At 69.8% G+C, this 18,850-nt stretch carries 15 protein-coding genes and 1 pseudogene; 8 read left to right on the forward strand and 8 right to left on the reverse strand.

All coding sequences use genetic code 11. From position 1 onward, the window contains the following. Positions 1–56: 56 nt before the first annotated feature. From ASD25_RS28075 to gmk, 8 genes and pseudogenes are all read left to right on the forward strand, one after another. Entirely contained in the window at positions 57–1,463 is a 1,407-nt protein-coding gene (locus tag ASD25_RS28075) for an FAD-binding oxidoreductase (protein WP_055830229.1), read from the forward strand. Positions 1,464–1,784: 321 nt separating this feature from the next. Beyond that, the gene (fabD, locus tag ASD25_RS28080; RefSeq protein WP_055830230.1) at positions 1,785–2,732 is read left to right on the forward strand and encodes an ACP S-malonyltransferase; all 948 of its coding nucleotides are present in this window, start codon (positions 1,785–1,787) and stop codon (positions 2,730–2,732) included. 164 nt (positions 2,733–2,896) lie between these two features. After that, positions 2,897–3,637, forward strand: coding sequence for a 3-oxoacyl-[acyl-carrier-protein] reductase (fabG, locus tag ASD25_RS28085; protein ID WP_055830231.1), 741 nt, complete (start codon positions 2,897–2,899; stop codon positions 3,635–3,637). Positions 3,638–3,976: 339 nt separating this feature from the next. Continuing rightward, entirely contained in the window at positions 3,977–4,216 is a 240-nt protein-coding gene (locus ASD25_RS28090) for an acyl carrier protein (protein ID WP_055830235.1), read from the forward strand. Positions 4,217–4,323: 107 nt separating this feature from the next. Then, the gene (gene fabF, locus ASD25_RS28095; RefSeq protein WP_055830236.1) at positions 4,324–5,604 is read left to right on the forward strand and encodes a beta-ketoacyl-ACP synthase II; all 1,281 of its coding nucleotides are present in this window, start codon (positions 4,324–4,326) and stop codon (positions 5,602–5,604) included. Continuing rightward, positions 5,605–6,774 carry an endolytic transglycosylase MltG gene (mltG, locus tag ASD25_RS28100; RefSeq protein WP_055830238.1) on the forward strand — a complete coding sequence of 390 codons (1,170 nt, stop codon included), beginning with the start codon at positions 5,605–5,607 and terminating at the stop codon, positions 6,772–6,774. It abuts the gene before it with no gap. Continuing rightward, positions 6,771–7,611 (forward strand): YicC family protein (locus ASD25_RS28105; protein ID WP_156389503.1); only part of this gene is annotated, 841 nt, incomplete at its 3' end. The genes mltG and ASD25_RS28105, both read left to right, overlap by 4 nt. A gap of 1 nt (position 7,612) precedes the next feature. Beyond that, positions 7,613–8,197 (forward strand): annotated as a pseudogene (gene gmk, locus ASD25_RS28110) (guanylate kinase); the annotation flags it as partial. Here gmk and ASD25_RS28115 read toward each other — a convergent pair. The 8 genes from ASD25_RS28115 to ASD25_RS28150 form a co-directional block, all read right to left on the reverse strand. Then, positions 8,194–9,561: a DNA-packaging protein gene (locus tag ASD25_RS28115; protein WP_156376961.1), complete on the reverse strand. Its 1,368-nt coding sequence runs from the start codon at positions 9,559–9,561 to the stop codon at positions 8,194–8,196. The pseudogene gmk and the gene ASD25_RS28115 sit on opposite strands and share 4 nt — an antisense overlap. A gap of 14 nt (positions 9,562–9,575) precedes the next feature. Next, entirely contained in the window at positions 9,576–10,109 is a 534-nt protein-coding gene (locus ASD25_RS28120; protein WP_055830246.1) for a hypothetical protein, read from the reverse strand. Between the two features lie 439 nt (positions 10,110–10,548). Next, complete coding sequence (locus ASD25_RS28125) at positions 10,549–12,285, reverse strand: hypothetical protein (protein WP_156389498.1); 1,737 nt, start codon at positions 12,283–12,285, stop codon at positions 10,549–10,551. A gap of 142 nt (positions 12,286–12,427) precedes the next feature. Then, positions 12,428–13,237: a 16S rRNA (adenine(1518)-N(6)/adenine(1519)-N(6))-dimethyltransferase RsmA gene (rsmA, locus tag ASD25_RS28130; RefSeq protein ID WP_055830250.1), complete on the reverse strand. Its 810-nt coding sequence runs from the start codon at positions 13,235–13,237 to the stop codon at positions 12,428–12,430. A gap of 123 nt (positions 13,238–13,360) precedes the next feature. Further along, positions 13,361–13,714, reverse strand: coding sequence for an endonuclease domain-containing protein (locus ASD25_RS28135; protein ID WP_055830252.1), 354 nt, complete (start codon positions 13,712–13,714; stop codon positions 13,361–13,363). Between the two features lie 232 nt (positions 13,715–13,946). After that, positions 13,947–14,957 (reverse strand): 4-hydroxythreonine-4-phosphate dehydrogenase PdxA, encoded by a 1,011-nt coding sequence (gene pdxA, locus ASD25_RS28140; protein ID WP_055830254.1) that lies wholly within the window; start codon positions 14,955–14,957, stop codon positions 13,947–13,949. After that, positions 14,957–16,294, reverse strand: coding sequence for a peptidylprolyl isomerase (locus ASD25_RS28145; protein ID WP_200943749.1), 1,338 nt, complete (start codon positions 16,292–16,294; stop codon positions 14,957–14,959). Before ASD25_RS28145 ends, pdxA begins: the two co-directional genes overlap by 1 nt. Before the next feature lie 97 nt (positions 16,295–16,391). Further along, positions 16,392–18,830: an LPS-assembly protein LptD gene (locus ASD25_RS28150; RefSeq protein WP_055830256.1), complete on the reverse strand. Its 2,439-nt coding sequence runs from the start codon at positions 18,828–18,830 to the stop codon at positions 16,392–16,394. Between the last annotated feature and the right edge of the window lie 20 nt (positions 18,831–18,850).

Genomic DNA, 18,850 nt, shown 5'->3' on the forward strand with positions numbered 1-18,850 from the left:
CGGGGATGGCGGTGTTGGGGGTGGCGCGAGACCCGTTGCTTTGAGACAAGGGGCGCATGATCCCGCCCTCCGCCGCCGCGCTCGAAGCCCTGAAATCCGCCGCCGGCCCCGGCGGCTGGACCGACGATCCCGACGAAATCGCGCCGTGGCTGACCGAATGGCGCAACCGTTGGCAGGGGCATACGCCGCTGATGCTGACGCCCCGTTCGACCGAGGAGACGGCCCGGCTGGTCGCCGTCTGCGCCGAACACCGCGTCGCCATCACCCCCCAGGGCGGCGACACCGGCCTGGTCGGCGGCCAGATTCCGTACGGCGAGGTGCTGCTGTCGACCCGCAAGCTGCGGGCGGTCCGCGACGTCACCCCGCTGGACGACGCCATGACGGTCGAGGCCGGCGTCACCCTGCTCGAAGCCCAGCAGGCCGCCGCCGCGGCGGACCGGCTGTTCCCGCTCAGCCTCGCGGCCGAGGGCACGGCGACCATCGGCGGGGTGGTCTCGACCAACGCCGGCGGCACGGCTGTCATCCGCTACGGCGTGATGCGCGACCTGGTGCTGGGTCTTGAAGCCGTCCTGCCCGACGGCCGGATCTTCCACGGCCTGAAGCGGCTGCGGAAGGACAACACCGGCTATGACCTCAAACAGCTGCTCATCGGCGCCGAGGGCACTCTCGGCGTCGTCACCGCCGCGACCCTGAAGCTGTTCCCGGTCATGCGCAGCCGGGCGACGGCCATGGTCGGGCTGGACACGCCCGTCGCCGCCATCGACCTGCTGGCCCGCGCCAAGTCAGAGACCGGAGGCGGCGTCGAGGCGTTCGAGCTGATGAAGCGGATCGGCATGGGCTTCGTGCTCGCCAACATCCCCGACACGCGCGAGCCGCTGGACACCACGCCGCCCTGGTACGTCCTGATCGAACTGGTCTCCGGCGAACCGGGCGGGGCGGAGTCCGCCATGGAGCGGCTGCTGACCCACGCCTTCGAGACCGGCCTGGTCACCGATGCGGCCATCGCCCAGAACGACGCCCAGCGCGCCGCCTTCTGGAAGGTGCGCGAGGAACAGTCGGCCGCCCAGAAGCCCGAGGGCGGCGGCTGGAAGCACGACGTCTCGGTGCCCGTGTCCCGTATCGCCGACTTCCTCGAGGAAGCCACGGCCGCCGTCGAACGCTTCCACCCCGGAGCGCGGGTCAGCGCCTTCGGCCACGTCGGCGACGGCAATATCCACTACGACGTCCTGTGCCCGCCCGGCGGCGACCATCCCGCCTTCCTCGCCCGCTGGGCCGAGGGCTCCGAGGTGGTCCACGACATCGTCGCCCGCTACGACGGCTCCATCTCGGCCGAGCACGGCCTCGGGCGGCTCAAGACGGACGAGGCGCGCCGCTACAAGTCGCCGCTGGAAATCCAGACCATGCAGGCCGTCCGCGCCGCGATCGACCCGCACCGGATCATGAACCCGGCGGTGCTGTTCTAGGGTCCGGAGGGCCGGGCTCCGCGGTCTGCGCTTTCGGCCGACGGGGCTGGTTCATCACAACGAACACGAAGAAGAGACACGAAGGACACGACGAGAGCGAGCCCCTCTCCGCCTTCCGCGGGCGCTTGCCCGCCATCGGACTCTTTTGCGTCTCCCTGACGGGAGATGCGGGTCCGCCGGCCCCGTCGTGTCCTTTGTGAATCCTTCGTGTCCCTTGTGATGAACCTTCGCGGGTCGGGGAGGGCTCCGGCAGGCCCCGCTTGCCCCGCCCGCCTGATCGTCCTACCCCTCCGCCTCGATTCAACACCGCCGGAGCCCCTCATGACCCTCGCCCTGCTGTTTCCGGGACAAGGCAGCCAGTCGGTCGGCATGGGCGCCGCCCTGGCCGACGCGTTCGCCTCGGCCCGCGCCGTCTTCGCCGAGGTCGACGAGGCTCTGGGCCAGAACCTCAGCCAGCTGATGCGCGAGGGGCCCGAAGACCAGCTGACCCTGACCGAAAACGCCCAGCCCGCCCTGATGGCCGTGTCCGTCGCGGCGATGCGCGTGCTGAAGACCGAGTTCGGTTTCGATCTGGCCAGGGCGACCTGGGCCGCCGGCCATTCGCTGGGCGAATATTCGACCCTGTGCGCCGTGGACGCGATCTCCCTCGCAGACACGGCGCGGCTGCTGAAGCTGCGCGGTCAGGCCATGCAGCGCGCCGTGCCGGTGGGCCGGGGCGCCATGGCGTCCCTGATCGGCCCGAAGACCGATCTGGCGCTGGCGGAAGAGGCGGCGAAGGCCGGGTCAGAGGTCGGCGTCTGCGTGGTCGCCAATGACAACAACGCCGGCAACATCGTCATCTCGGGCGACAAGGCCGCCGTCGACCGCGCCATCGAGAAGGCCAAGGAACTCGGCGCCCGCGCCATTCTCCTGAACGTCTCGGCGCCGTTCCACTGCCCGCTGATGCAGCCCGCCGCCGACGAGATGGCCGCGGCCCTCGCCACGGCGACCCTCGTCGCCCCCTCGGTCGCCGTCGTCGCCAATGTCACCGCCCGGCCGGAAACCGATCCCGAGGTCATCCGCCGCCTGCTGGTCGAACAGGTCACCGGCCGCGTGCGCTGGCGCGAGAGCATGGAATGGATGGCCGGGGAGGGCGGCGTCACCCGTTTCGCCGAGATCGGCTCGGGCAAGGTCCTGACCGGCATGGCCAAACGCATCGCGCCCGACGCGGAGAGCGTGTCGCTGAACACCCCGGAAGAGCTGGAAGCGTTCGCCTCGTCGTTTGGATAGTCTCCGCCGTCATCCTCGGGCTTGACCCGAGGATCAGAGGTCTGAGCAAGCTCGGCGCCTCGGATGGCCCTGAAAACTCGCTCCAGCCGCCTGGCTGGGAGCACCCTGACAGTCCGATCCTCGGGTCAAGCCCGAGGATGACGGAAGAAGAAGAAGAGGCACCCATGTTCAATCTCACCGGCAAGACCGCCCTCGTCACCGGCGCCACCGGCGGCATCGGCGGGGCCATCGCCCGCGCCCTGCACGCCCAGGGCGCGACCGTCGTCCTCTCCGGCACCCGCGAGGCGGTGCTGCAGGATCTGGCGAAAGAACTGGGCGAGCGCGCCTTCGCCGCCGCCGCCAACCTGTCGGACCCTGAATCGGTCGACGGGCTGATCGCCCGCGCCGAGGACGTCGCCGGCGCGCCGCTGGACATCCTGATCGCCAACGCCGGCATCACCAAAGACGGCCTGCTGATGCGGATGAAGGATGAGGACTTCCAGGACGTCATCCGGATCAACCTGGAGAGCTATTTCCGCCTGTCGCGCGCCGCGATGAAGGGGATGATGAAGCGCCGTTCGGGCCGGATTATCGGCGTGACCTCGGTGGTCGGCGTCACCGGCAACCCGGGCCAGACCAACTATGCGGCCTCCAAGGCCGGCATGATCGGATTTTCCAAGTCGCTGGCCCAGGAAGTGGGTTCGCGCGGGATCACGGTGAACTGCATCGCCCCCGGCTTCATCGCCTCGCCAATGACGGATGTGCTGAACGATGCCCAGCGCGAGACGATCCTGAAGAACATCCCGGCCGGCCGCCTCGGCACGGGCGACGAGATCGCCGCCGCCGCCGTCTATCTGTCGTCCGACGAAGCCGCCTACGTCACGGGCCAGACCCTGCACGTGAACGGCGGGATGGCGATGATCTAGGACGCAGTGAATTCCTTCTCCCCCTGGGGGAGAAGGCGCCCCGGAGGGGCGGATGAGGGGTAAGTCCGCGCCCGACTGTCCGGCAGCCGGCTTGTCTCGGACATCCCCCTCATCCGAGCGACTTCGCCGCCCACCTTCTCCCCCGGAGCAGAGAAGGAAGTTTGGGACGGCGCCTCCGACAAGGCGTCACAGGGCTATTTCTAGCCCTCGCGGCTGTGCTAAAGGCCAAGCAACCGACGGGTCTGAGTCTTCGTTGAAGGCTTGCACCGTCGCCGCTGCCGTCATACGGCAGTGACTGAGACAACAGCCGCCGTGGCGGCCCTGAAAGCAGAGACACCCATGTCCGACACCCTGGAACGCGTCCGCAAGATCGTCATCGACCACCTGGACGCCGATCCGGAAAAGGTCGTTGAAAAGGCCAGCTTCATCGACGATCTGGGCGCCGACTCGCTCGACAACGTCGAGCTGGTCATGGCCTTCGAGGAAGAATTCGACATCGAAATCCCCGACGACGCCGCCGAGCATATCCAGACGGTCGGCGACGCCGTGAAGTTCATCGACGAGAAGCTGGCGGGCTGATCGCCTCCACTTCAGAACGGCTTTGATGGCCGCCGTGGCGCGCCCCTAGCGGGGTCGCCCGGCGGCCATTACTGTTTGCGGTCAGGATTCTGTAGCGAGGAGCGCTCATGCGCCGTGTCGTCGTCACCGGCCTCGGTCTTCTCACCCCCCTCGGCTGGGGCGTTGACCATAACTGGAAGGGCATCCTCGAGGGGCGGTCGGGCATCGGTCCGATCACCAGCTTCGACACCGAGGGCTACGGCTGCACCATCGCCGGGGAAATCCCGTCCGTGGACGGCCGCGGCGGCGGCGCGCCCGGCCAGCCCGGCGTGTTCGACCATGAAAAGGTCATGTCGCCCAAGGACCGCAAGCGGGTCGACGACTTCATCGTCTACGCCATCGCCGCCGCCGACGAGGCCCTGGCCGACGCCGGCTGGAAGCCCGAGACCGAGGAACAGCGCGAACGCACCGGCGTCATGGTCGGCTCCGGCATCGGCGGCCTCGGCCCCATCGCCGACACCGCCATCATCCTCAAGGAACAGGGCCCGCGCCGGGTCAGCCCCTTCTTCATCCCGTCCGCCCTGATCAACCTGACCTCGGGCCAGATCTCGATCCGGCACGGCCTCAAGGGCCCGAATCACTCGGTGGTGACGGCCTGCGCCACCGGCGCCCACGCCATCGGCGACGCGGCCCGGATGATCATGATGGACGACGCCGACGTCATGGTGGCGGGCGGGGCGGAAAGCTCCATCGTCCCCATCGGCATCGCCGGCTTCCTCGCCTGCAAGGCTCTGTGCACGGCGTACAATGACACGCCCGAAAAGGCCTCGCGGCCGTGGGACAGGGACCACTCCGGCTTCGTCATGGGCGAGGGCGCGGGCATCGTGGTGCTGGAGGAATACGAACACGCGAAGGCGCGCGGCGCGACCATCTACGCCGAGGTCATCGGCTACGGCATGAGCGGCGACGCCTACCACATCACCGCCCCGGCCGAGGACGGCGAGGGCGGCTATCGCGCCATGCAGATGGCGGTGAAACGGGCCGGGATCGACGTCTCCGACATCGACTACGTCAACGCCCACGGCACGTCGACCATGGCCGACTGGATCGAGGCCGGCGCGATCGAGAAGCTGATGGGGGACCACGCCCCCAACGTGGCCCTGTCCTCGACCAAGTCCATGACCGGCCACCTGCTGGGAGCGGCGGGCGCCATCGAGGCCATCTTCTGCATCCTGGCCATCCGCGACCAGATCGCGCCGCCGACCATCAATCTGGACAATCCCGAGCGCGAGACCCCGATGAACATGGTGCGGGACAGGGGCCAGCCGATGGAGATCGACGTCGCCATGTCGAACAGCTTCGGCTTCGGCGGGACCAACGCCACCGTCATCTTCCGGAAGGTGGGCTAGGTGGGGATCGAACGGGGTTCAGGCCGCAAGACGGCCGTCGTGGCGGCGACGGGAACCGTCAGCCTGTTCATCATCGCCGCCCTGGTCGCGGCCTGGAGCGTCTTCTACGCGCCCGGCCCGTCGGCGCGCGGCGGTCAGCCGGCGACCATCGTCACCCTCCCCAGCGGCGCGGGCGTCTCGGCCATCGCCGCGACCCTGAAATCCGCCGGGGTGATCCGCTCGACCGACATGTTCAAGGCGGCCGCCACCCTGACCGGCGCGGACCGCAAGCTGCGGGCCGGCGAATATGAGGTGCCGAGCAAGGCCTCCCTGCGCTCGGTCATCGTCCTCCTGGTCGAGGGCCGGGTGGTCCGCCACTACGTCACCCTGCCCGAGGGCTGGTCCTCCGCCCAGGCCGTCGACATCCTCAACAACCAGCCGATCCTCATCGGCACGGTCGACGGCACGCCGGACGAGGGTTCGCTCTGGCCCGACACCTATGAGGTCAGCCGCGGCGAGACCCGCGACTCGGTGATCGCCCGCATGCGCCGCGCCCGCGACGAGAACCTGGCCCGGCTGTGGGCCGCCCGCAGCCCCACCACGGTCGTCCGCACGCCCGAGGAGGCCATGATCCTCGCCTCGATCGTCGAGAAGGAGACGGGCCTCGCGGCGGAGCGCCCGCGCGTCGCCGCCGTCTTCACCAACCGCCTGCGCGCGGGCATGCGGCTGGAGAGCGATCCGACCATCGTCTACGGCATCACCCGCGGCCGCCCGCTGGGCCGGGGCATCCGCCGCTCCGAACTGGACCGGGCCACCGCCTGGAACACCTATCAGATCGACGGCCTGCCCCCGACGCCCATCGCCAATCCGGGCCGCGACGCGGTCGCCGCCGTCCTCAATCCGCCCCGCAGCGACGAGCTGTTCTTCGTCGCCGACGGCACCGGCGGCCACGTCTTCGCCCGCACCTTCGACGAGCATCTCGCCAATGTCGCCCGCTGGCGCGAGATCGAGCGCCGCAAGGCCGGCCTGCCGCCCGAGGCGGCCCCGCCCGCCGTGCCCGGCACGGTTCCCGGCGTCCCCAACGCGCCGCCGGACGCCGCCTCCGGCGCCGCCGTCCCTCCGGGCGTGACGGTGCCGCCGGGCGCGCGGGTCATCAGCATACCGCCGGCCGCGCCGGCGCCGGCGCGATGAGCCGGATCTCGGGCATGACCGGCTTCGGCCGCGCCGACGGGTCCGACGGCGACTGGACCTGGTCGGTCGAGGCCCGCTCGGTCAACGGCCGCAATCTGGAGGTCCGGTTCCGGGGGCCGCCCGGCTTCGACACCCTCGAGCGTCATGCCAGGACCTCCGCCCAGGCCCGGCTGAGCCGAGGTCAGGTCACCGTCGGAATCCAGACCCGGCGCGAGCTCGGCGCCGCCTCGCTCAAGGTCAACCAGGACATCCTCGCCCGCTACCTGTCCCTCGCCAATCAACTGGCGGAGGAGGGGGCGACCCCGCCCTCGGCCGACGGCCTGCTGTCGCTGCGCGGCGTGCTGGAGGCGCCCGAGGAGGCCGACGACGCCGGGGCCCGCGCCGCCGTCGAGGCCGCCATGGCCGTCACCATCGACCAGGCCCTCGACGCCCTCAAGCTGTCGCGCGACCGCGAGGGCGGCCAGCTTCTGCCCGTGATCACGGACTTCATCGACCGGATCGAGCAACTGGTGGCCCAGGCCGAAACCGGGGCCTCGGCCCAGACCGACGCCATCCGCGAGCGTTTCAGCCGCCGCATGACCGAACTGGCTCCCGACGCCCCCGGCCTTGAGGACCGGATCTTCCTCGAGGCGGCGGCCCTCGCGACCCGGGCCGACGTGCGCGAGGAGCTGGACCGGCTGACGGCCCACGTCGCCTCGGCCCGGACCCTGTTGCAGCAACCCCCCGCCGGGCGAAAACTCGACTTCCTGATGCAGGAATTCATGAGAGAGGCGAACACCCTCTGCTCGAAATCGGCTACGACCGCGCTCACCGGAATCGGCCTCGAGCTGAAGGCCGNGGCGCCGGCAAGACCAGCCTGTGCCGCCGCCTGATGGCCGACCACGGCGGGCTGGAGCTGTCCGTCTCCATGACCACGCGCGGCATCCGGCCGGGCGAGGTGGCGGACCGCGACTATCACTTCGTCGACGACGCCGAATTCCAGCGCATGATCGACGCCGACGCCTTCCTCGAATGGGCCGACGTCCACGGCAGCCGCTACGGCAGCCCGCGCGCCCCCATCGACCGCGCCCTGGCCGAAGGGCGCGACGTCCTGTTCGACATCGACTGGCAGGGCGCCCGCGACATCGCCCGCAAATGCCCCGAGGACGCCGTCCGCGTCTTCATCCTGCCGCCCAGCCTCGAGGAGCTCCGTCGCCGCCTCGTCACCCGCTCCCAGGACGCCGACGAGGTCATCGAGCGCCGCATCGCCAACGCCAAGGGCGAGATCGAGCACTGCGGCGACTTCGACTATATCTTCGTCAACGACGACTTCGACCGCAGCTACGCCGAACTGGCCCACATCTACCACGCCGAACGCTCGCGGCGGTTCCGCAACGTCTGGGTCGACGCCTGGCGTGACGCCCTGCTGAACGAGGCGGTCTAGAGCACGCGGACCGAGGGCCCGGCGCCCGCTCCGTCGATCAGCAGGTCCGTCACCGCCCAGACCAGCGCATCAGCCCGGTCGGGACTGCCGCCGCCGGCGTCGCCCAGCCCCATCAGCTCCTCCTCCAGTTCGGCCAGGTCGGCGCAGTGCCGCACCCGCCCCTGTTCGTAGAGGGCCGCCACCGGTTCGGCCCGGGCCCGCTTGCCGAAGCGCGCATGCACCCGCTTCACCGGGCAGCCGACGCCCGCCGTCTTCAGCACGGCCTCGACCATCTCCCCGCCCTGGTTGGTCTCGGCCACGACGCGAACGGCCCCGAACGCCTCGACCGCCCGCGCCACGACCCGGGCCCAGCCCTGCGGCGACCGCCCGCGCACCGTCCGATCGGCCAGCACCCAGGCCATGCCGCCCTTCCGGCCCGCGACGATGATCCCGCACGCGTCGCCCCCGGTCGAGCACGGCGGATCGACGGCCACCACGACGCGCTCGAACGCGCCTTCTCCCTCCCCCTTGTGGGGAGGGATGTCGGCGCGCAGCGACGACAGGGTGGGGCCCGCATGTCCGCACCCAGGCCCTTTCTGACCCCACCCGGGCTCAGCCTGCGGCCTCGCCGTCCCTCCCCATGAAGGGGAGGGAAATCGCGCCGCCTGCATCATCTCCAGCGTGAATAGCGCCCCGTCGCCCTCGACCACCCGTCCGTCCAGCTCCTGCGCCGCCAGCCGGGTGCCGCCGTACAGACCTTCCAGTCCGTCCAGAAACGCGGGGGCGAGGTTGCCCGCATTGACGCGCGTCGGCAGGTCCGTCCGCTCCAGCCCCGCCTCCTTAAGCAACCGTCTCAGCGCCGCCATCGGTTTCGGCGTCGTGGTCACCACCAGCTGCGGCCGCCGCCCCAGCCGCAATCCCATCCGCAGCAGGGCCAGCGTCGCCTCGGGCTTGCGCCAGGCGCACCATTCGTCCGCCCACGCCGCCCCGAACTGCGGCCCGCGCAGCGACTCCGGATCCTCGGCCGAGAACACCATCGCCACCGCCCCGTTCGGCCACACCAGCCGCCGCCGGCTCGCCTCCCATTGCGGCCGTCCGCCGATGGCGTAGCGGGGCAGGGCGCACAGGCCCGACGGCCCCTCGATCATCACCTCGCGCACGTCATGCAGGCTCTGTCCGACCAGGGCGATCCGCCCGCCGCCCGGCGAGCCGTCGCGCGCCCGGTTCGCCACCCATTCCGCGCCCGCCCGCGTCTTGCCCCCGCCGCGCCCGCCCAGCACCAGCCAGGTGCGCCAGTCGCTCTCCGGCGGCTTCTGGCCTTGATGCGCCGCCTTCGTCCAGTCGGCGCCGAGTATCTGCCGCTCCGCCGGCGACAGGGCGGCCAATCGCACCTCCAGGTTCAAACCGTCTCCTCCACGCTGTGCGGGGAGGGGGACCGCGAAGCGGTGGAGGGGCCACCGCCCCAATCCTCGCCCAGCAGCTTCCGCCGCACCGCCTCGAACGCCGCCTCGTCAGGCTCGCCGGGATCCTCCGGGGCCGTCCCGTCCAGCCGCGCCGCCGCCCGTCCCAGCACGTCGGCCACCCGCGCAGCCTCGCCGGCCAGCGTCATCCGCCCCTCGCGCAACAGCTTCACCGCCTCGCCCAGCGCCAGCCGCGCCGCCTCGCGCGGGGTCAGATCCCCGTCGATCTGCCCGACGACTGCCTCCGCCAGACCCGCGTCGGCGGGACAGACCGGCGTCGCCTCGGCCAGCGACCGTTTGCTCCATCCCTCGCGCGTGATCCGCCGCCGGATCGCGTATTCGGTCACGTCGAACACCTCGGCCAGCCGCGGCGCGCTCTCGCCCGCCAGATACCGCGCCCGGACCAGCGTCCAGACCTCCTCGCGGCGGATGCGGTAGGGATTTCGGCGGCGTTTCCTGCCTGTCTCTTCCATCCCGCCATTATCGGGCCGCCGCTTCCTGCGGCGGGTTCATGACGCTGTTTCGGCGGGAAAACCCCTTCGGATCAAAGGCGTGATCTGAGAGAATTGTCTGGCTGGCGGCGGATTGCCGGCAATTGTCGCGGATATGGCTGATGTCGCCCCTGTCACGGGCCGGATGTCGCGGATATCGAGCCGCGATTGTCCCGGGTCGGCGACCGCAAGGTGCGCGCGGCGCCGCCTCTTGACCGCGACCGGACGGCGCCTATCTCCAACGCACTGTTTCAACAACGAAAGGAGGTGGTCGAATGTCTCATTGTCTCACGCCGCGCGCGGCCCGTCGGATGAGCCCGGCCTCCCCTCTGGCGGGGTCTGTCGCCTGACGAAGCCGTTCGCCGGCTGACAATGGAAGGGCCGCTCCCGCGAGGGGGCGGCCCTTTTTTGCTGGCGGCTCTCAGGGTCGGTTCGCTGCTGGGGCGGCCATGGGCTGCTGGGGGCGGGGCTGCGGGAAGTTCACCGTAAGGTTTTCGACCCGCCGCCAGAGCATCGCTCCCGAGGGCGACCTGTAGCCAACCTCGCCCGTCACCGGGCATTGGACCGTGTCGAACGGCGTGGCTAACGCTCCCTGGAACCGGTTGCGGATCGTCAGGACCAGCGTTCTCGACGACCCTGTGAGGGGGCCGTCGAACGTGGCTGCGAACTCGGCGCCGTTGGTCATCACGTCCGCGCAATCCAGCCGCAGATTATCCAGAATGATCCGGTCGGTGTCGTTGTAGGACCCGATGTTTCGCAGCTGGAACCGGATGCTCCATTGGATATCCGACGCTTCCGGAATGGAGCCGTTCACCGGATAGACGGATGGTCCCTGCTGGCTGAGACGGTGAAGCTCGGGCCCCGCATTTCGCGTCAGCGTGACGTCTCCGAGCTTGAGCCAGAGGCGCTGCTGGCTCTTTTCGTTCGCGCTTGCCAGGAAGGGGGTCAAGGCCACATCGCCCGTGGTCGTGGAGGCCGTCGGCGTATAGCTGATCTGGAACCGGCAAACGGTCAGGTTGTCCTTGCGCACCTGCAGGGGATCGCTCGCGAAGGCCAGCTGCGAGCTGGGCCCGGTCGCGGATCGGCTATCGCGCACTTGCCAGGATGAACGGTTGCAATAGGCGGCGGGCAGGGACTGGATGTCGGCATGCAACATCTTGGGCTGCGTCGGGTCGATCATCGGGCCGTCGGGAGCTGAAAGCTCTGCAGGCGAAGCGTTCTCGACGGCGGCTACGATCGCTGCGAGGTCCGGGAAGGCTCGCCAACCCGTGGTGGCCGGCGCTCCGGTGCGTGGCGTGTCGATCAGGACATGGAAATCCTCGAGCGCATAGGATGACTGTTGCCGTAACTCGCCGTCGACTGAGGCCGCCGCGGTGAACATGGGGATGTTGAGGCGGCCAGAGGCTTCCGCATCGGTCTGCTGGTCAGTCTCGGTCCGTGTCTGCCGGTAGATGACGGTTCCATCGAAATACTCCAGCAGAGACCGGTTGCCGGGCCCCGGGATGTACCAGTCCCAGAACAGGATGCCCGCGTAGAATTTGTGCCGCGCGCGATCGATGTTTTCGATCGTCGATCCGTCCCACATTTCCCAGACGGGCGAGTTGAAGCGGCCGCGGACGACCTCCATCGTTGATCGGCTGTCGCTCCTGGACTCCGCCTCCAGCGCCGCTTGCAGGGTGGCCGTCGGGAAGGCGAAGTCGGCGTTGGCGCTCAAGGCTCCGGCCAGGATGCTGATGCAGCTGGCTTCCAGCCGGGTCGAGGGGAAGCCGGGTTGGAGAATCTTGTCCCTGTCCTCATAGGTCAGCCGAAGGAAGTTCTTGTTCTCGAAGGTGGCGGCGCTCACATCCCGTGAGCTGTAAACATGGCCGAACACCCGGCCGAGGCTCATTTCGAGATCCTTCAGGATCGTCGGATTCGCCGTCAGGTTCAGCCGCCCGATGATACGCGGGTCGATCGCCGACACCTGCCGTGTCGAGCCTAATAGGCCGGGTCTGCGTATGGTCAGCGGGATCTGACCGCTGCAATCGCGCACATACTCAGTGAAGCTTTGCTCGATCGGATAACTCAGTAGCGGCTGGCTGGCGCTGTTCAGCCGCGCGCTGAACGGGGCCGGCGATTGCGCCGCGGCTGACCCGGCCATTGCCAAGCCGGCCAGCATGGCCGGAACGCAGCAAACGGATTTGTGCAAGACGCGCTCCTGTCCCTCTGCCGGCGTCAAACCGGCGCTCCCTGAAGAATATGAGCACGCGCTGTGGTTGAGCACAATCCACGTATCGGTGATACGAGACTTGCGGGCCTTTTCAGGCCAGCGCGTTCGCCAGCCTGAGGAAGCCGGGTCCGTCCACCACTTCCGCCCGCGCATCCGGCTCGATCCCCGCCGCCTCGCACAACGCCGCCCCGCCCAGGGTCTTCAGACTGGACCGCAGCATCTTGCGCCGTTGCCCGAACGCCGCCGCCGTCACCCGTTCCAGCCGCTTCAGCGTCTCCGCGTCCGGCCGGTCCACGCGCGGAACCAGATGCACCACCGCGCTGGCCACCTTCGGCGGCGGCGTGAAGGCGGCGGCGGGCAGGTGCATGACCAGACGGGCCTCGCACACCGCCTGGCTGATCACCGCCAGACGGCCGTAGGCGTCGTCTCCGGGCGCGGCCACGATGCGCTCGGCCACCTCCTTCTGGAACATCAGGGTCAGGGCGTGCGGCAGCCACGGCCCCGTCAGCCATTTGATCAGCAGCGGCGTGCCGACGTTGTAGGGCAGGTTCGACACCACATGCGCCGGCCCCTCGACCAGATCGGCCTCGCGCACCTTCAGGGCGTCGGCCTCGACCACGACCAGACGCCCCGAACCATCGTCCAGCTCGGCCAGCAGGGGCAGGAAGCGCGGATCCTTCTCGACCAGAACCACCTTGCCGGCGTCGCCTTCCAGCAGGGCCCGGGTCAGGCCGCCGGGGCCGGGGCCGATCTCGATCACCGCGCGGCCCTCGAACGGGCCGGCCAGACGCACGATCTTGCGCGTCACATTCAGGTCCAGCAGGAAATGCTGGCCGAAGCTCTTCTTCGCCGACAGCCCGTGGGCGTCGAGGGATTCGCGGAGCGTGGGGAGGTCGGTCACATCAGGTCCGCATCAACAATCCTTCTCCCCCTGGGGGAGAAGGTGGCCCGAAGGGCCGGATGAGGGGTAAGCCCGCCGCAGGCTCGGCGCCAACCCTTTTCCCGCCGGCCTGCGGAAAACGGATCAAACCTTCCACACGACGGCATGCTCGCGGATTGCGGCCAGAATGATCCCGGGATTGCGCAGGAACGCCTCGTTCCTGAACCGCAGCACCGTGAAACCCGCCTCAGCGAGGCGAAGGTCGCGGGCGGCGTCTTCAGCGGCCTTCAGGTCGTGAATTCCGCCGTCCAGCTCAATCACAAGTCTGATCTCCGGACACACGAAGTCAGGAATCGCGCCCGCCACCGGAGTTTGTCTCCGGAACTTCAGACCTTCGAAGCGCCGTCCTCGCAACATGGCCCACAACCTCGCCTCCGCGCCGGTGAGGTCCGCGCGCATACGCCTCGCCTGACGCGTCCGCGGCTGGGTCTGGAACATCGCCTTCGCTCCATTCTCGGATCGCCGGATGATGGCGAGCGGGCGTGGCGATGGCTACCCCTTACAAACCTGAGATTGTCGTTCCTCCCCTTTTCCTCCGGGAAGGAAACCGGGCCCTGCAGGGGCTCGCAAGCTCGGGCGCCGCAGCCGGTCCGGGTCGGGCCTTCCCCTCATCCGGCCCTCCGGGCCACCTTCTCCCCCAAGGGGAGAAGGGACGTGGGGGCGTCAGCCACTAACCACTGACCACCCCGGCCCGCGCCGCCGCCATCTCCCCCGCCAGCCGCACCGCCGCGATCAGGCTGTCGGCCCGGGCCAGGCCCTCGCCGGCGATGTCGAAACCGGTGCCGTGGTCCGGCGAGGTGCGGATCACGGGCAGGCCCAGGGTGGTGTTGACCCCGCCCCAGAAGTCCAGCGTCTTGACCGGGATCAGGGCCTGGTCGTGATACAGGCACAGGACGGCGTCATAGGTCGCGCGGGCGTCGTCGTGGAACAGGGTGTCGGCGGGCCGGGGGTCGGTGATGGCGATCCCCTCGGCGCGCAGGGCCCGCGCCGCCGGGCCCAGCACCTCGATCTCCTCCAGACCGATCGCGCCGCCTTCGCCCGCGTGCGGATTCAGCGCCGCCAGCGCCAGCCGGGGGGCCGCGATCCCGAAGTCGCGCTTCATCGCCTCGTGGACCACCCGCGCCGTGCGGCACACCCGCTCGACGGTGATCAGCGCGGGGACCTCGGCCAGCGGCGAATGAATTGTGACCAGGCAGGCGCGCAGGTCCTTCGCCGTCAGCATCATGACGGGCCCGCGCGTGCCGGCGAAGGGGATGTCGGCCGTCAGTTCGGCGATGAACTCCGTGTGGCCCGGAAAGCGGAAGCCGGCGGCGTAGAGCGGGGCCTTGGCGATCGGGGCCGTGACCACGCCCGAGGCCTCGCCCGACAGGGCCAGGTTGACCGCCTGCTCGATCCAGTCGGCCACGGCGCCGGCGTTGGCGGCCTCGGGCCGTCCGGGCGCGACGGCGGCGGGCAGGGGAATGTCCAGCACCGGGATGGCGCGGCCGAACACGGCCGGGGCGTCCGCGAGCGACAGCACGGTCTGGACCGGCTGGCCCTGGGCGCGCAGCAGGGCGGCGTCGCCGACGACGGCGAAGACGGGGCCGCTGGTCTTCAGCGCCGTCCAGGCCGCGGCGATGATCTCGGGTCCCACGCCCGCCGGTTCGCCCATCGACAGGGCCAGCGGCGCGGGGCCGGTCATCACTTCATCTCGATGAGGGCGTCCTCACGCAGGTCGCGCATGTAGCGCCGGGCCAGGGTGGCGAGGTTCTGACGGAACAGCTGGTTCTCGACGGCGCGCGCGTCGGGCGCCTCGATGCCGCCGGCCCGGCGTCCGCAGACGGCCAGCAGATGGACGCCCAGCGGGGTGCGGACCGGGGTGCTGATCGAGCCGACCTCGGCCGAGCGGGCGACCTGCTGGAACTGCGGCGCGAGGTTCTGGACATCGGCCTCGCCGAGGTCCGAGCCCAGCAGACCCTGTTCGGAGGTGGCGCGCTGCAGCATCGTATCGCAGGTCAGCTGGGGCCGCAGGGCCTCGAGCCGCGCCGTGGCGGCGGCCACATCCGCCTCGGTCGCGGTTTCCGGCAGCTCGATCATCACCTGCTTGATCTGCACCAGACTCGCCGACGCCCCGTCCCGCTTGTCGCGCATATAGACAATATAGACGCCGCCATCGACCGGAATGGGGCGCGACAGCTGGCCGACGTCGAGCTGATCGAGGGCCTGCTGCAGGGCGGGCTGGACGGTGCCTTCCACGACCCAACCGGCGTCGCCGCCGCGGGTGGCCGAGGGGGCGGCCGAGAACTGCTGGGCGACGGCTTGGAAGGGCGCGCCCTGAACCATCTGCTGCACCAGCTGCGTGGCGCCGTTCAACGCGGCCTGCTGGCCGCCGACGCGGCTGGCCTCGATATAGATTTCGCCGATCAGATACTGCTTCTTCGACGCCGCCTCGCCGGCCTGGCGGAGGGCTGCGTCCACCGCCGACCTGCTGACCCGGGCACGGCTCTGGAAGCGGCCGCCGACCAGTTGGGACCAGCCGATCTGGGTCCGGAGCTGTTCGCGCAGGGTCGAGGGGCGAATCCCGCCCTGGGCGAGGAAGTCGAGATAGGTCGCGGGCGCGGCGCCCACTTCCTGGGCCATGGCGGCCAGCTCCCGGTCGACGTCTTCGTCGCTGACCACCAGGTCTTCGTATTTGGTCAGCTCCTGGGCCTGCAGTCGCTCGTCGATCAGCAGGTTCAGCGCCTGCTGCTGGATGGCGGGGATATTCTCGGCCGTCGGCTGGACCTGGGTCATGGCAATCAACAGCAGCATGCGCTGGCGCAGGTCGAACCCGGTGATGACGCTGTCGTTGACCGTGGCCAGGATGCCGTCGGACATCTGGAACGCGGGCGCGACCGGAGCCGGCGCCGGAGCCGCCTCGGCGGCCGGATTCAGCGATCCCGCCGCGGCCGGAGCCTGCACGGGGGCGGTTTGGGCCACGGCCGTACCGGCCAGGAGGGCGGCCATCGCCACGCCCGTCATGTAACGCGTCAAACCCATGTCAGTCCGTATTCCTCAAGCGGCGTTGGCCGGATTTGATCCGGATAATCTTCCCGCGCGCCCCCGGGCCGCGCGGCGTCCAGCGCCTGTCGCTGCGTCAATACCCTGTACCGCCGAAAGTGGCGAGGTTTAGGCGCACATAGACGCCCTCCGAAGGCCCCGTCGGGCGGACGCGGGTATTGTCGCGCCGCCAACCCAGCTCGAACCGGAAACAATCGTCGTCGAACAGCAGTCCGATTTCCGAGCGGGTTATCACGTCGCGCTCGAGGTCGGCGATGCCGGCGGCGGCCACGCCCCAGTTGCCGTAGAGGAATTGCTGGCCCGAAAGCTGGACGAATTCATAGTTGCGATTCAGCGGTCCGGCGACCGGGTTGGACCGGTCGATGATGTAGCTGACCGTGGCCAGGTTACGGCGGCCCCAGCGGCCGTCCACGGCCGTCTCGGCCCGGCGGATCTCGCCCGAGGAATCGATCGTCGCGTGGCCCCAGCCGCGAATCCGGTCGGAGGGGGAGAAACTGCCCTGGACGACCCAGTCCGAGGTGTCCGACGCCAGTCCGGAGGGGTCGTAGACCTGCGTCGGCGCATCCGGAACGGGAACCCGGAAGGCCGGCTGTTCAGCGTCTCGCAGGCTGCGGCCGATGAACAGGCTCGCCTGCCGGCCCTGGTCCCAGCGCAGCGTGGCGCGCATACCCGCCGTGAAGCGCAGTCCGCCCTCCAGCAGATCGTAGCCGGGGAAACGGTCGATCCGGAACAGCGAGCTCTCGTCCAGTTCCAGCGTCTGGCTGTCCTCATTGGGAATTCGCGCGTCGAGGTCCGGATCGGTCGATACGGATATCTGCGCCATCGGCTCGAGGATCAGGTCGGCGCTGTCGCCCATGCGCCGGATCAGGGGATAGCTGACGTCCAGGCCGGCGGTGGCGCGGGTGCGGGTGATGGTTTCGTCGTCAAGGCCCAGGATCGGCGGCAGGTCGCCGACGGAATAGGCGTCGGCGCGCACGTCGACGAACGGCTCCCACCGCACGCCCGCCCGCGAAGTGAGGGCCCGACGCCATTCGGCCTGGCCGGAGACGCGGCGGCTGTCCACACCCGGCAGGCCCACGATTGAGCCGGTCGGGACGATCTCGGGCCGGAGAACCGGACTGCCGACATAGGCGTCGCGGTACAGCGAAACGGCGGCGCCGCGCAGCCTCAGGCGCCCGCCCAGCACCGGCCCGTCGGGTTCCCACCGGGCCTCGATCAACGGGGCGACGAACGGCAGGCTGTCGTCGCTCTCGAATATGTTCAGGCCCGGCGCGTCGACGTTCGGGACCGCGACGCGAAGGCTCTGCATGTCGAAGGCGGCGATGGAAAGGTAGGACCGGAGGGTCTGGCGCTCGAGGTAGACCTGGCTGATCAGACGGCGGCGATCGCCATAGTAGAGGCCGTTGTCCTGATAGGGATCGCGGATGTCGTACCGGTCGAACAGGGTCTTGTCCGAGGTGCGTTCAGCGGTGAACCCGCCGCGCCAGGGGCCGTCCGGGTCGAACCGGCCGTGAGCCAGCAGATAGCTGCGGTGCTCGGCTGCGATGGGAATGTCGGGCAGGTTGTCCGGGTCGGGACCGTCGAAATCCCCGAAATTCTCCTCATAGGTATAGCCGGCGCGGGCCACGACCGTCCCGTTCGCGAACCGGCGCCGCCACTGCAGGTTCAGCAGGGGAGCCACATCGGTGTTGAACTGGGGACTGATCAGCCAGTCTTCCGAAGGCGAGACGACGTGCAGGTAGGGAACCTCCAGGCTAAGACCCCGGCCCTCGTCGTAGCTGGGTATCGGGACCAGGAAGCCCGACGCGCGCTCAACCGTCGGATCCGGATGGGCGAAGAACGGCAGGTAGAAGACCGGCACGCCGCCGACGCGGAACAGGGCGTTGCGGTACAGGATCGCTCGCAGGTCCTCGTTCTGAACCACCTTCTCCGCCTGGATGGAGATGCTGGGTTCCTTCGGATTGCCTTCGGCGTCGCAGATCGGGCACGGCGTGAAGATGGCGTAGTTCAGCTCGTTGACGTTCTCGCTGCGGCGCACGGCCGTGGCCGCCATCAGGCTGGCGCCGTTGGTGAAGCGGGTGGCGAAATCGACGGCGACCCCGGCCTTGAGGTCTGAATCGAGCTCGAGGCGGCTGGCGAAGATCACCGTCCCGCCCGGATCGGTGAACTCCACCCGCCGATTGGCCGTCGCGACGCCGGACGAGAGATCATAGCTGACGTCGCCGGCCCTCAGGGTCGCGCCCCGGAAGCGCGCCAGCACCCGGCTTTCGCCCGCGCCGCTGGCGGAGATCACGTCGCCGGCCCGGGCCGCGACGTCGGCCTCGATGTAGACGGCGTCGGGCGTCAGCCCGTCCGGGCCCGTCGGCGCCGGAACGGGCGAGGGGGGCGGGGCGGGGGCGGCCGTTGTCTGCGCGAAGGCGGCAGAGCCTGACGCGGCGAGGGCGACGGCGGCCGCCCCGGCCAGGAGCCGGCGGCGCAGGGCTGCCGTGTCGGGCGCGCGGCGGTCACGCTGCATGCAAATTCACTCTGGATGGC

It is taken from the genome of Brevundimonas sp. Root1423 (assembly GCF_001426805.1).